The organism is Paenibacillus sp. LRG-1 (assembly GCF_057220305.1).
Map to the genome: position 1 here is coordinate 4,029,795 of NZ_CM170126.1, position 12,986 is coordinate 4,042,780.

Below are 12,986 nucleotides of genomic sequence, written 5' to 3' on the forward strand. Positions count from 1 at the left end.
ATCCTACCACAAATGAGCATTGAAAGGTATAAAAACATGCCAACCTCCTCACGCTAAACCATAAATTTATGAATACTCAAGGAGGACGGTCCCATGTCTCGGCGAAAATGGTTAAAACCCCTGCTAGGAGCAGCTGCCGGGGTGCTTCTCATCACACTGATGCTGCCTTCCCGTGATCATCGCCATACACCGCAGCCCGAATATACGGCCAAGATGGTGCCACAGCAAGAGAAGCAGCTCAAAAAAGGAATGTTGGCTTTGGACCTGTCCGCTACGGATACCCTCACACGCATGGATGCAAGGCAGGATATTCAATACGTGATGCGGGAGCTTGATGGTAAAACTGCTGATCAGAAAAGACAGTTTACTCGCACACTGCAGCAATCGCACAGTCATCTTCATACGTTACTGTGGATTCACACACGCGACGGGAACACGAGCACCTATACGGGCAGCAAAGCACAAACTCGTCTGCTCAGTCATCCTCAAATCAAAAGCAGCTTGGCTGCGGCTCGCCGTTCCGTCATGCAAAATAAATCCTACGAATCTGCTGCATTTCAGGCTGAAGGCGGTAAATATTTTGTCATGGCAGAACCATCGGCTGACGGAACATGCGGCGTTGCTGCCCTGGTCAGTCAGCAAGTATTGCGTGACGTGGAGAAGCATCAGCGGAAGAATTTGCGTTTGATTCCCTACCCAAAAGAAGGCAGCTACAAAATCGAATCCGTACATCCCGACACATTGCACGATATTACTGTCAAGACGGGCCATGACAACGAAAATGCAAGCCATTATTTCGAAAACGAAATTGTCGTTCGCTTCCGTCACAATCCTGATTCACGACAGCTGCAGGAAATTGCAGCAGATTTACACTGTGCGCCAGGCCGCAAGCTTGGTTATACCTATGTATTTCATTCGGATAAGATGAACTTCAAGGAGCTAAAGCAATATTTTTCAAGAAAGTGGAACCCGCTTTATACTGAGCCTCACTATATGTATCTAACCAATGAGAAAACACCTATCAAAGCGGACAGCTCTATCCCCAATGATTTGCTCTTTTCCCGCTATCAATGGAATCTGCCGGCTACTGAAACCAACCGGGGTTGGAAATTAAGCAAAGGCAGCAAGGACGTAATTGTCGCTGTCGTAGATACGGGAGTAGATTTGGATCACCCCGACCTAAAAGGTCAAATCCTTTCAGGTCATAACGTGGTAAATCCGTCTGAAAAGCCTTATGATGACGTCGGTCACGGAACGCACGTCGCTGGCATCATTTCTGCCCTCGTGAATAATGGTGAGGGGGTCGCTGGCATGACATGGTACAACAAAGTCATGCCGATTAAGGTACTTGACCAATCCGGCTCCGGTACGACTTACTCGGTTGCAGAAGGTATTATATGGGCAGCTGATCATGGGGCCAAGGTCATCAATTTGAGTCTGGGCAATTACGCACAAGCTGAATTTTTGCATGATGCGATCAAATACGCCTATGATAAAGATGTCGTATTAGTTGCAGCTACAGGTAATGACAATACGGAACGACCTGGCTATCCAGCAGCGTATCCTGAAGTATTTGCCGTTTCCGCTACAGATTCTTCTATGCACCGTGCATCCTTTTCTAACTATGGAGATTATGTAGACGTCATGGCTCCAGGTGCAAGTATTGCCAGTACGTACCCAGGGAACCAATATGCTGCACTGTCGGGTACTTCAATGGCCAGTCCCCATGTATCAGCGCTTGCTGCACTGATTCGATCCATTAACCCCGATCTGACCAACAAAGAGGTTATGGATTTAATGAGAAGCAGCGTAATTGACTTGGGCACACCCGGGCATGACAAATATTTCGGATATGGTCAAATTGACGTGTATAAAGCGTTGAAAGCAGCACAACGTCCATATGTTCCTTTGCAATTCTATCCACAGCATTTAAGTGACAAGTTAAAATCAATATTAAAGAAACTGGAAACGTAAGATTCCTTATTGGAAAAAAGCAGCCATGTTGCTCCATGGCTGCTTTTTTGGGCTTTATTAACGCTTGGAACTGCTTCGAACAGGACGCTTGCCATGGCTGCGAGTATGACAGCAAGGTTCTCCAGGGTCCTTTATACTCACCGGAAATACGTGATGAGGTACAGGTACAATGTGCGTCTGATTAACAATTTCAATCGGATGAACCACAGGCACGACTTGTGGGAAAAATTGATGATTTACAAATTGGATCGGCGGGCACACGATCGGGTCGTAAGGGCAATGACTCATAATGTGCAACTCCTTTCGGTGAATTAGTACAGCATATTAAGAAGGCGGGTGCTGTGCTTGGATGTTTACCCCCTAATACAAATATCCCTTATAAAATAGGCTTCCGTTCAACAATGACCGAATGATCAAGCAGTTCGCCCAACAAACGGCACAGTTTGTGAAGACCTGTTTTAAGTGTTTCCTTGTCCGCATACGAAAAAGAAATACGGATATGATTACTGTCCATACCACCTGCATAGCATACTGCACCAGGTAAAAAGGAAACTCCTTCTCGGTCAGCCAGCCGCTCCAATTCTGGAATATCAACATTAGGAGGAAGCTTAATCCACACATTTAAGCCGCCTTCGGGGGCATACCAGCTGACCTCTGGCGGAGCATAGCGCTGGAGCGTATGCAACGCGACTGTCAACCGATCCCGCATTTGTTCCCGCAACCTAACAAGATGCTGATCAAGTCGGTTCTTGATAAAGGGCAATAGCGCTTTTTGCGTTAATAGAGGGCTCCCCAAATCCGTAGTAGACTTGACAGCCACCAAACGATCCATTACACTGCCAGTGGCCGCTACACAAGCTATACGGCAGCCGGGAGCAACGGTTTTGCTAAAGCTTTTGATATATATCACATGTCCGGACTGATCATGCGCCTTGATAGAGAGTGGCGGCTTTGTTTTATAGTATAGGTCGGAAAATGGATCATCCTCAACAATGAGGCAATGATAACTTTGAGCTAGATCCAGTAATTGTGTGCGTCTGGCCATCGTTAAAGTTACTCCGGTAGGATTATGAAAGGTGGGTATCGTGTAGATTAGTTTTGGGGGATGAGTGTCACAGAGACGTGTGAGGATATCGATCCTCATGCCCTGCTCATCCATCGGAATCATAATTACTTTGGCACCACGACTGGTAAACACATCAATGGCCCCCGTATATGTAGGAGCCTCCATGTAGACAACATCACCAGAACCAACAAAGGTCCGTGCCACCAAGTCAATGCCCTGTTGGGCACCACTAGTCACGAGCAGCTGTTCTGCCACTGTGCATATACCGCGTTCGTTCAGGTGATCTGCAAACACTTCCCTCAGCGCTAAATCACCTTCAAAAGTCCCGTATGCTGCCATTGCATCGGGATTTCCAGAGGATAGACGTTGAGTATCAGCGATGATTTCGCGTGTAGGAAGAAGCTCCGGTTGAATTGCTGCTATATGAAAAGAATAAGGAAACTGTCTGCTATGGTTAAAGTTTCTCCATAGCTGTGCGCGCGGCAAATAATCGATCAGCGACATTTGCCATGACAAGTCCTGTGCTCCCTCACGTTGAACAGCTACCGAAGGCTCCGCTACATAGCAACCTTTTCCCTGTGTACAGGTAACCAAATGAATAGACTCCAGCTCAGCATACGCCTTGCTTACAGTTACGGGACTTACCGCAAGCAGACTGGACAAATGACGGACAGAGGGAAGCTTTGTGCCCTGAGGCAGCAATCCAGACTGGATACGATCTGCTAATGTTTTGGCAATCTGTAAATATAATTTGACACTGCTATTGCGGCTGAGATCAATATGCATCGGAACCGTCCCCTCCAAAAATCAACTGTTACATTTAGACGTTTACTGTTATACTTCATTATCGATATAATACAACAAATTTCATAGTACAGTATAGAACACAGGAGATGATTGGATTGGAACACAAATTTTCGGGTATGGCTCGTACTCAGGGCTCGTCCATGGTAAGGGACATTTTAAAGCTGACACAGGGAACAGATGTGTTATCTCTGGCAGGCGGCCTTCCTGCCGATGCCTTTTTTCCCATCGAAGCTGTTGCTAAAGCCTATGAGCGGGTATTTCGCCTCGGCGGTACTACCGCTCTTCAATACGGCCTAACCGAGGGCTACATTCCTCTACGGGAACGTCTTGCAGCAATCATGTCATCCCAAGGCATCTCCGTCACCAGAGATAATATCATTATGACGACGGGCTCACAGCAGACCATTGATCTGGTTTCGCGTGTGTTGCTCGATCCGCAGGATACTGTATTGGTGGAGTCCCCTACTTATTTGGCGGCTCTTCAGGTATTTAATTCCTATGGTGCCAACATTGTAAGTGTAGATACAGATTCTAACGGTATGCAATTAGAAGATCTTGAAGCCAAGATCAAAAAACATCAGCCTAAATTCGTGTATGTCATCCCCACCTTTTCCAACCCAGCAGGAAGTGTTTGGAGTATGGAGCGCAGAACAGGCGTTGTTGAACTATGCCGTAAATACGGCACTTTGATTTTTGAAGATGATCCTTACGGACGTCTTAAATTTGACGAAAACCTTAACTTTCCATCCCTTTTCTCAATTGATCAACAGCTAGGTGGAGACGGTCATGTGATGTACACTTCTACATTCTCTAAAACCGTTGCTCCTGGTGTTCGCTCTGGATGGTTGGTAGCCGATCAAGCTATCGTCGTTAAAGTCGCGAATGCCAAACAATCTGCCGATCTGCACTCCAGCAGTATTGATCAACGTGCTTTGAATGAGTTATTGGACTTTTTTGACTTGGACGGACATATTCGTACCGTGTCCGCCGAGTACTACACTCGTATGCTACGTCTCACATCGCTGATGAAAGAACGTCAATGGGAAGGAATCACCTGGAATGATGCACTCGGCGGTATGTTTATGTGGGTTACTCTACCCGAGGGCTTCCGTTCTGATCGGTTGCTGCAACTCGCAATTCAGGAAGGAGTCGCATTTGTCCCCGGACAAGTCTTCTATGCTGACCTAAGTGGCAGCAACCATATGCGGATCAACTTCACGCATACGGATCCTTCCCTGCTTCCTAAAGCGGTTGACCGATTGGATCGAGCACTGAAGATGTACACAGAGGAAAGTGTGGTAAAAAGCGTGCGATGATGGAGTTGGCAGGATATGTACGTGAGGCTGCTTCACGAATCATTTGATTTTACGATCGCTGTTACCCCCTGATTCGTTTGGAATTTGAATAGTATGGTGGAATCTGGGACAAAGGTGCAGACCTCGCTTCTACAGATTTCAAATGCGTTGCTACGCTAACTACGTGCCTCATCCTCGAACGGTTTTACGGTAGAGGAAGTAAAAATTAAAATGAAAGCCCCCAGTAATTATGCTGGGGGCTTCATTCTAAGAAGGCACTTTTCTGCGTAAATACGGTATGTTAAAAAGGGTCTGCCATGATTCCCATTGGAATATGACACACCCTTTTTAATTCAATAAATACATTTGGATTAAAAGCTTTCATGCAAACAGGTCATTTACAAAAGTTAAATTTATACATTTTAAGGTGTTGCAGTGGGGAAAGTTTTCCGTAAGCCGGGTTCTGTGCTATTCGTGGTACAGACGGGAACTACCCTCCCACTACAAGCGACAATCATCTATCTAGGCCGAACATTGCTATCCAGCTCCAGCGACCAACCTAGACACGCCTCGGGCTAAGGCTGCTTCGCGAAGAAGCTGTGTCCCATTAGGTCTTGCTCCAGATGGGGTTTACCAGGAACGAAGTCACCAGCGTTCCTCGGGGTCTCTTACACCTCGGTTCCATCCTTGCCTGTGCCGCAAGCGGCCATCGGCGGTCCATTTCTGTGGCACTATCCTTCAACTCGCGCTGACTGGACGTTATCCAGCATCCTGCCCTATGGAGCCCGGACTTTCCTCTCGCGGCTCACGCCACCAGCGATTGTCTGTCAAACTTTCCGAACAACATTACATAGTATACAGGGAACGCACGCATGATACAACCCTGAAAATATTGTAAAACGTATAGATCTCTGTTTACTTGCTCAAATAAAACGGATGCACCTTTCTCTGCAATGAATCATCCGCCACATAATAAGCAGACCTTCCCACGTATAGCGGGATAGAAAGCTTACTAAAATCAGGAACGTCCTCATCTAGGAACAGTTCATCATCTCGGTAGGTCTGCTGTATTTCACCGACGATCCAATCATGATCTCCATAGGTATGAATATCCACGACTTTACACTCATAAGCAAGATAAGCCTCCAGCAATATAGGCACATTGACTGAAATTCCATCCTCATATGCAATGCCAAACTGCTGAAACTTATCTACATCTTTACCACTAAAGGTACCTACAGCCTGAATCCATTCCGATCTGTGTGCAGGCAGAAACTGAATACCAAAGCCTCTGCTTTTCTCGATCAGACCGTGAGAATATGTTTCCTTCCTCAGTGAAATGCCATACATGCCCGGTGATGATCCGATATAGGTATGCCAGCCTGAGGCCATTACATTATTTTCCCCCTCATAGCGGGAAGTAACAACAGCGACCATGCCTGGATAGGCATGAATTGCAGAATCAGCTATCAGCGTCCGCATAGAACCTCTCCCTACGAAAAAAAATAATAGAGCATCTTCATTTTCTCATAGATGTTGAGATTTTACAAAAATTGAAAAGGCTCGGTTTCTACCTGAGATACATGTACTTCCGTTGAATAACGACCTTCTGCCAAGCGTTTGCGCATCCATTCTACGGTTTTAGGCTTCATAATCTTTTCAGCGTTATGTCCAGGGTCAATAATAGCAATCCCCGCCATAAGGGCATCCTGAGCCGTGTGATAGTCAATATCCCCCGTGACTAATACGTCAGCTCCCTTAAAGAGCGACTTGTTCACATAACGGCTACCAGAGCCCCCAAGCACGGCTGCCTTTTTGATCGTACGATCTAAGTCGCCCACCACACGTACATGCTCGACGTTGAGACCGTTTTTCACAACATCGACAAACTCCCGTAACGTACGGGCTTCCTTGAGCTTGCCTACCCGCCCCAGACCAAAGCTACGGCCTTGCAAATCCATATGGTACAGGTCATAAGCCACCTCTTCATAAGGATGAGCCTTCAGCATCGCTTGAACAACTTTACTGCGTACACCCTGCGGTACAATGGTCTCAATACGAACCTCTTCACTACGTTCCATTTTACCCGGCTCACCCAAAAACGGCTGTGTGCCTTCACCCGGTACAAAAGTTCCGTAGCCGTCAATGTTAAAGCTGCAATGGCTGTAGTTGCCGATATGTCCAGCTCCCGCCCCTAATACGGCATCAAGTACCCGTTGATGATGTGTTTTGGGTACGAAAACAACAAGCTTGAATAATTGCTCGGTGTGAACATCCTCCAGCGTACCTTCACTTTGAATACCCAGAGCTTCCGCCATCCAGTCATTCATGCCGTCCTCAGCCGTATCCAGATTCGTATGACTGATGTAGACAGCAATATCATTCTTGATCAGCTTTTCATACAATCTGCCCGCAGGCTGATCCGTGTTCAATGCTTTAAGTGGGCGGAATATAATCGCATGATGTGCAATAATGAGATCAGCTTTTATACGGATTGCCTCTTCGACAACCTCATCATTAACATCCAGGGCTACTAATATGTTTTTGATTTCCTTTTGCAGACTACCCAGCTGAAGCCCGATTCTATCGTCCGGAACTGCCAAGTATTTCGGAGCCAGCTGCTCCATGTAGCTAATCACTGTCTGTCCTTTGGCAAACATGCAAGTACCTCCTCTAGCTGTTCAATTTGCTTGCGCAATTGCTCCCGCTTATGCTGTGCGGATTCCTGATCTGATCGTGCCACTTGTGCCAGCACATCCTCAAGCTTGCGAATCTCCAATTTCCATTTATAAAAAAAGATTTCATTCGGTGCTTTGACCAATAGCGGTCCGAGTTGCATTAACAAATCCTGTGTCAGTACCAGCGAACTATCGGGAAGTTTCCATGGTTGATACAGCTCATCCTGTTTCAGTGGGCTTACCGAATCAGGTACGGCCGTCAGAATTTCATATATTTTTCCGTCTTCTTCCATAATATGTTCACTTGTTAGTACCCATTGATGTTCGATGAGCCAACGGCGTAAGATATCCTCGCCTACGTTAGGCTGTAGAACAAGCTGTTTCACTGAAACAAGCTTGTCTTTCCCTTGCTCTAAAATGGAAGCGATCAAGGCACCACCCATGCCGGCTATCGTAATAACATCAACCTCATTGGCCTTAATTACAGCCAAGCCATCTCCCTTTCTAACCGCAATGCGATCAGTAAGACCTGCTTCGGCCACCTGCTTTTGAGCCGCACGTAACGGACCATCGTTGACCTCACCCGCCACGGCTTGCGGTACTCTGCCACTACGCACTGCAGCCACAGGGAGTAGTCCATGATCCGAGCCAATATCCGCAAGTCTGCTCCCGGCAGGAATTTGTTCCATAATATATTGTAATCGTTGAGAAAGTTTCATGACGTCACCCACGTAATCCATTTTTTTCGAGTCCAAAATAAAATTCCTACAACAAATGCCAACTTCAGTATGCTGTAAAATACCACATCACCCGCCGCTTGATGGCGCAGGATAATCATGTCTGCTTCAGCCATGAATGCTAGTGTCATGCCTATAGCGAAATAAATCAAAGCGAGACCCGGAAAGCGGCGATGTACCCACCAGCTTAGCCAGATCAACAATACTGCGTGCAAAATCCAAAATGCCTCAAGCATCACTAAAGTTGCTGTAGGCCAGTGGCGGCCTATAAGGACCGCGTACACTAAAAGCAGCCCAGCAAGACCACAGTAATGAAGTAAGCTGATCCGCAAAGTTAATCCCACAAGACACCATACCACACCGCATAGGCCTACGAGCAAAAGAAACCAAACCTTAGCTTCACCTTGATGGAGCTGAATGATCCACACACCCGAACCCAGCATAATCGCACTGCCTAAAGTGCTCAACATCGCACTCATACTCTTTTCGGAAGACCGCCAAAATGCGGCCACTCCATAGCAAATCGTAGTAACTGCACTTGCCGAGAATATTTGCATTGCCAACGGAAAAGCGGTAAAATAAAAACCGATCAAACAAATGCAGGAAATAATGACAAAACCAAGAAGCCAGGCGATCCCATGCCCGTGTCTAAGATATGTAAGCAGCCCGGTGTTGTTACGGTTCTGGCTCTGCGACGGATCTTCGTCCTCCCGATACAGGTTAGACAAAAAATCGCAATATTGCTCAGGGAGCAGCCGACTTCGCCGCCAATGCTCAATTTCATGTAACAGTATTGCCCGTTTTTTCTCCTGGTCCAAGCTTCTTCCCCTCCACCAAGGCTGCCATGAGATAAAAAAAGACCTCCTGCGCGCTTCAAGCCGCAGAAGGTCCGCAATGTTACGCTTCTATTCGAGGAAATCCTTCAGTCGCTTACTGCGGCTTGGATGGCGCAACTTACGCAGCGCTTTGGCCTCAATCTGACGAATACGTTCACGTGTAACACCGAACACTTTACCCACTTCTTCAAGGGTTCTGGTTCTTCCGTCGTCCAAACCAAAGCGGAGACGCAAAACATTCTCTTCCCGTTCGGTTAACGTATCCAGTACATCCTCGAGCTGTTCCTTCAGAAGTTCATAGGCAGCCGCATCTGCAGGCGCCAATGCTTCTTGATCCTCAATGAAATCCCCCAGATGTGAGTCATCCTCTTCACCAATTGGTGTTTCCAATGAAACAGGTTCTTGGGCAATTTTCATAATTTCCCGTACTTTTTCCACGCTCAGCTCCATCTCGGCAGCCACTTCCTCCGGCGTAGGTTCGCGCCCCAACTCTTGCAACAGTTGACGCGATACGCGAATCAGCTTGTTGATCGTTTCCACCATATGCACCGGAATACGGATTGTTCTCGCCTGATCGGCTATTGCGCGCGTAATGGCCTGACGAATCCACCAGGTTGCATACGTACTGAATTTAAAGCCTTTTTCGTAATCAAATTTTTCTACTGCCTTAATCAAACCCATATTACCTTCCTGAATCAGATCCAGGAAAAGCATTCCGCGACCAACATAACGTTTGGCAATACTTACAACCAGACGCAAGTTCGCTTCTGCCAACCGACGCTTAGCTTCTTCATCGCCGTTATTGATCCGTTTGGCAAGCTCCACCTCATCATCAGCAGAAAGCAACGGTACACGACCGATTTCCTTCAAGTACATCCGGACCGGGTCATTAATTTTAATACCGGGAGGCAGGCTCAGATCGTCATCGAAATTAAAATCATCCCCATCATTATTTTCCGGGTCGTCATTTTGACGCAATCTGGTAACTTCTTCGTCGTTGTCATTCACAACTTCAATCCCCAAGTCACCCAGTTGCTCATAAAACTCATCCATTTGCTCGGGGTCCTGATCAAACGGCGACAGTTTTTCCATGATATCTTTGTAGTTCAGAGAAGAACTTTTTTTACCCAACTCAATCAGTTGATCTTTGACCTGATCCAGTGTTAGTTCCGTCTCCAGTTCAGTATGCTGATCATTCGCCATCTTTCGACTCCCTCCTCCCTAGAAACATCCGACCTCTGTGTGTTCATTGTCTCTCTAGGGCTATAATCTCACTTGCAATTTGTGCTGCGCGCAAAAAGTCACCCAAGCGCTCAGCGGCTCTCATTTCTTCCCTTTTCAAATCCAGTTGCTCCTGCAATGGAAATTTTCGCACCTGATGAATATAATCATCCAAAATGTGCGGTGCCCATACGCCTGGAGCATCCATCATCATGATCGAACTTACGTTCTTCTCCAGCCGGTCGTCTTGCAAAGATGAAATAAAACGGCTTGTATCTGGTAACTTCCCTTGCGCGTAATAGGCATATAGATAAGCAGCAATTGCTGCATGATCCTCAATATTAAAGGCGTCGCCCAGATGCTTTTCTACATACTCTGCAGCTTCTAAATCCTGCATCATCCAGTGAAGCAGCCTGCGCTCAGCCACATGGTAAGCCGGCAACAGATTAGGTGTGGAGACCTGCCCTTTTTTATGCCTACCATTATTCCACCCATTTTCGTTATTATCCCCAAAGTTCTGTTTTTTTTGCAGGGATTGACGGAGTAAATTGCATTCTTGCTTCAAGGTTTCAAAATCCACCTTAACTTCGGCTGATACTTCGCGCAGATACACTTCCCGCTCGGTCGGGGATGACAGAGGTGCAATGACATTTAATGCTTCGCGGGAATACGCGATTCTTCCTTCTTCCTCTTGCAGTATATGGTTTTTTTTCAGATATATAAGCTTAAATTTCACCGTTGAAACAGCACTTTCGATAATTTGACGCTGGAATCGTTCGCCGCCGTATTGCCGGATAAAATCATCCGGGTCCATACCGTCACTGACCAGCGCTACTTTCACGTGAAGTCCCGCATTTTCCAACAGCGGAAAATTTTTAAGCGCAGCAGCTTGTCCTGCCCGGTCACCATCATAACAAATAATGACCTCATCGCACAGTCCTTTTAACATCGTAGCATGGTGCTCCGTTAGAGCAGTGCCCATGGCGGCCACCCCATTTTGTACGCCAGCTTCCCATGCCGAGATGACATCACCGTAGCCTTCAAAAAGAACACTCTGGCGGAGCTTGCGAATTGAGGTTTTAGCATGATGAAGATTGTACAGCGTTCGGCTCTTGTTGAATAGCTTGGTCTCTGGTGAATTCAAATACTTTGGCTGTCCCTCACCAAGTATACGGCCTGCAAAAGCAATAACTTTTCCGTTGCGATTCCAAATGGGAAACATGATACGATCTCTGAACCGATCCACATATCCATCACCCTCATGCCGGGGAGAAATAAGCCCTCCCTTTTCCATCTCCACGGGATCAAAAGAACGCTTCTCCAGAAACTGAACGATCGTATCCCATCGGTTGGGTGCATAGCCAATTTGAAATTGATCAATGATCTTGTCACTGAATCCTCGTGAACGCAAGTATTCCATCGCTGGTTTGCCGTGCTCCGTATTTTTAAGCAAAAAATGGTACATCTTAGAAGTTAACTCATACGCTTGCAACAGCCTGTCCAACTCAGGATGCTGATGCGATGAATCACGTCCCTGCCATTCGCCGAGCGGGATATGACTTTCTTCTGCCATTGTCCTGACAGCTTCGGGAAAGGATAGTCCTTCGATTTCCATCATAAACTTGATGGCATTGCCTCCCGCGCCGCAGCCGTAGCAGTAAAAAATCTGACGATCCGGTGTCACGGTGAATGAAGGGGTTTTTTCGGAATGAAAAGGACAGAGGCCTTTCATATACTTCCCCTGCTTGGTCAAATGCACGTACTTGCTTACCGTATCTACAATATCATGATGTTGTAAAACTGACTCAATGATATCGTCCGGTATGTTACCTTGTCCGGCACTCATATTAACCACCTTCATCTCTTTAGCACGTAAATATAATTCGATACCGTTACTCATTCTCCTGCAAGCGAAGTAAAAGTTTTGTCAGTTTATGTTGAAAAACTTCACGATCCTCTAATGTAAACGGTTTAGGACCTTTTCCATAACGTCCTTTTTTCCGTTCTTTGGCAGAAGTATGACGTCGGTCAAGCATGAAATCTATCGAATCGTTTCGATACATAGCTCCGCGAAAAGACATCACTTCACAACCTTTTGCCAAGGCAAGTGCAGCAAGACCATAATCATTGGTGGTTACAATATCGCCGCGGCGGATATGATTGGCAATATAGAGATCGGCACTTTGGTCGCTTCGGTCTACTTTAACGATGCTTACGCCTTTGCTGCCCTGAATGAGATGATCATATGAAGATACCATAATAACCTCAATATGAAAACGGGAAGCTATCTCCGCAATTTCACTTTTAACAGGACAAGCGTCCCCGTCAACAACGATCCGCACATCCAGTAAAGTTCCGGTTCCCTCCATGAG

General features: G+C 46.5%; 11 protein-coding genes and 1 other RNA gene. 2 read left to right on the top strand and 10 right to left on the bottom strand.

From position 1 onward, the window contains the following. Window positions 1–93 precede the first annotated feature (93 nt). Complete coding sequence (locus ACUUJN_RS17755) at window positions 94–1,974, top strand: S8 family peptidase (RefSeq protein ID WP_484668758.1); 1,881 nt, start codon at window positions 94–96, stop codon at window positions 1,972–1,974. Between the two features lie 57 nt (window positions 1,975–2,031). Here the strand turns inward: ACUUJN_RS17755 and ACUUJN_RS17760 are convergent, their stop codons facing one another. Together ACUUJN_RS17760 and pdxR are read right to left on the bottom strand one after the other, a co-directional pair. Beyond that, window positions 2,032–2,262, bottom strand: coding sequence for a hypothetical protein (locus tag ACUUJN_RS17760; RefSeq protein WP_071558470.1), 231 nt, complete (start codon window positions 2,260–2,262; stop codon window positions 2,032–2,034). Window positions 2,263–2,350: 88 nt separating this feature from the next. Further along, window positions 2,351–3,826: a MocR-like pyridoxine biosynthesis transcription factor PdxR gene (gene pdxR / locus ACUUJN_RS17765; RefSeq protein ID WP_484668759.1), complete on the bottom strand. Its 1,476-nt coding sequence runs from the start codon at window positions 3,824–3,826 to the stop codon at window positions 2,351–2,353. A gap of 116 nt (window positions 3,827–3,942) precedes the next feature. Between pdxR and ACUUJN_RS17770 the strand changes: the two genes are divergently transcribed. Then, complete coding sequence (locus tag ACUUJN_RS17770) at window positions 3,943–5,163, top strand: aminotransferase-like domain-containing protein (RefSeq protein ID WP_484668760.1); 1,221 nt, start codon at window positions 3,943–3,945, stop codon at window positions 5,161–5,163. A 416-nt stretch (window positions 5,164–5,579) separates the two neighbouring features. Here ACUUJN_RS17770 and rnpB read toward each other — a convergent pair. From rnpB to ACUUJN_RS17810, 8 genes are all read right to left on the bottom strand, one after another. Next, window positions 5,580–5,978, bottom strand: an RNA gene (gene rnpB / locus ACUUJN_RS17775) — RNase P RNA component class A. 79 nt (window positions 5,979–6,057) lie between these two features. Further along, complete coding sequence (locus ACUUJN_RS17780; protein WP_028540463.1) at window positions 6,058–6,624, bottom strand: flavin reductase family protein; 567 nt, start codon at window positions 6,622–6,624, stop codon at window positions 6,058–6,060. A 62-nt stretch (window positions 6,625–6,686) separates the two neighbouring features. Next, window positions 6,687–7,802 (bottom strand): Nif3-like dinuclear metal center hexameric protein, encoded by a 1,116-nt coding sequence (locus ACUUJN_RS17785; RefSeq protein ID WP_023989475.1) that lies wholly within the window; start codon window positions 7,800–7,802, stop codon window positions 6,687–6,689. Beyond that, window positions 7,778–8,539 carry a tRNA (adenine(22)-N(1))-methyltransferase gene (locus ACUUJN_RS17790; RefSeq protein ID WP_023989476.1) on the bottom strand — a complete coding sequence of 254 codons (762 nt, stop codon included), beginning with the start codon at window positions 8,537–8,539 and terminating at the stop codon, window positions 7,778–7,780. The genes ACUUJN_RS17785 and ACUUJN_RS17790 overlap by 25 nt, the downstream gene beginning before the upstream one ends. Further along, window positions 8,536–9,375 (bottom strand): hypothetical protein, encoded by an 840-nt coding sequence (locus ACUUJN_RS17795; protein WP_279834736.1) that lies wholly within the window; start codon window positions 9,373–9,375, stop codon window positions 8,536–8,538. The genes ACUUJN_RS17790 and ACUUJN_RS17795 overlap by 4 nt, the downstream gene beginning before the upstream one ends. An 87-nt stretch (window positions 9,376–9,462) precedes the next feature. After that, window positions 9,463–10,596, bottom strand: a complete 1,134-nt coding sequence (gene rpoD, locus ACUUJN_RS17800) for an RNA polymerase sigma factor RpoD (RefSeq protein ID WP_007431230.1) — start codon at window positions 10,594–10,596, stop codon at window positions 9,463–9,465. A 43-nt stretch (window positions 10,597–10,639) separates the two neighbouring features. Next, window positions 10,640–12,514, bottom strand: a complete 1,875-nt coding sequence (gene dnaG, locus ACUUJN_RS17805; protein ID WP_025722118.1) for a DNA primase — start codon at window positions 12,512–12,514, stop codon at window positions 10,640–10,642. Further along, a complete protein-coding gene (locus ACUUJN_RS17810) occupies window positions 12,507–12,983 on the bottom strand; it encodes a YaiI/YqxD family protein (protein ID WP_013311130.1) in 477 nt (158 codons plus the stop codon). Before ACUUJN_RS17810 ends, dnaG begins: the two co-directional genes overlap by 8 nt. Window positions 12,984–12,986 lie beyond the last annotated feature (3 nt).

Bases quoted from the DNA above. Each gene is read 5' to 3' on its own strand.
- ACUUJN_RS17755 (WP_484668758.1), top strand. From the start codon at position 94: ATGTCTCGGCGAAAATGGTTAAAACCCCTGCTAGGAGCAGCTGCCGGG.
- ACUUJN_RS17760 (WP_071558470.1), bottom strand. From the start codon at position 2,262: ATGAGTCATTGCCCTTACGACCCGATCGTGTGCCCGCCGATCCAATTT.
- pdxR (WP_484668759.1), bottom strand. From the start codon at position 3,826: ATGCATATTGATCTCAGCCGCAATAGCAGTGTCAAATTATATTTACAG.
- ACUUJN_RS17780 (WP_028540463.1), bottom strand. From the start codon at position 6,624: ATGCGGACGCTGATAGCTGATTCTGCAATTCATGCCTATCCAGGCATG.
- ACUUJN_RS17785 (WP_023989475.1), bottom strand. From the start codon at position 7,802: ATGTTTGCCAAAGGACAGACAGTGATTAGCTACATGGAGCAGCTGGCT.
- ACUUJN_RS17790 (WP_023989476.1), bottom strand. From the start codon at position 8,539: ATGAAACTTTCTCAACGATTACAATATATTATGGAACAAATTCCTGCC.
- rpoD (WP_007431230.1), bottom strand. From the start codon at position 10,596: ATGGCGAATGATCAGCATACTGAACTGGAGACGGAACTAACACTGGAT.
- dnaG (WP_025722118.1), bottom strand. From the start codon at position 12,514: ATGAGTAACGGTATCGAATTATATTTACGTGCTAAAGAGATGAAGGTG.
- ACUUJN_RS17810 (WP_013311130.1), bottom strand. From the start codon at position 12,983: ATGGAGGGAACCGGAACTTTACTGGATGTGCGGATCGTTGTTGACGGG.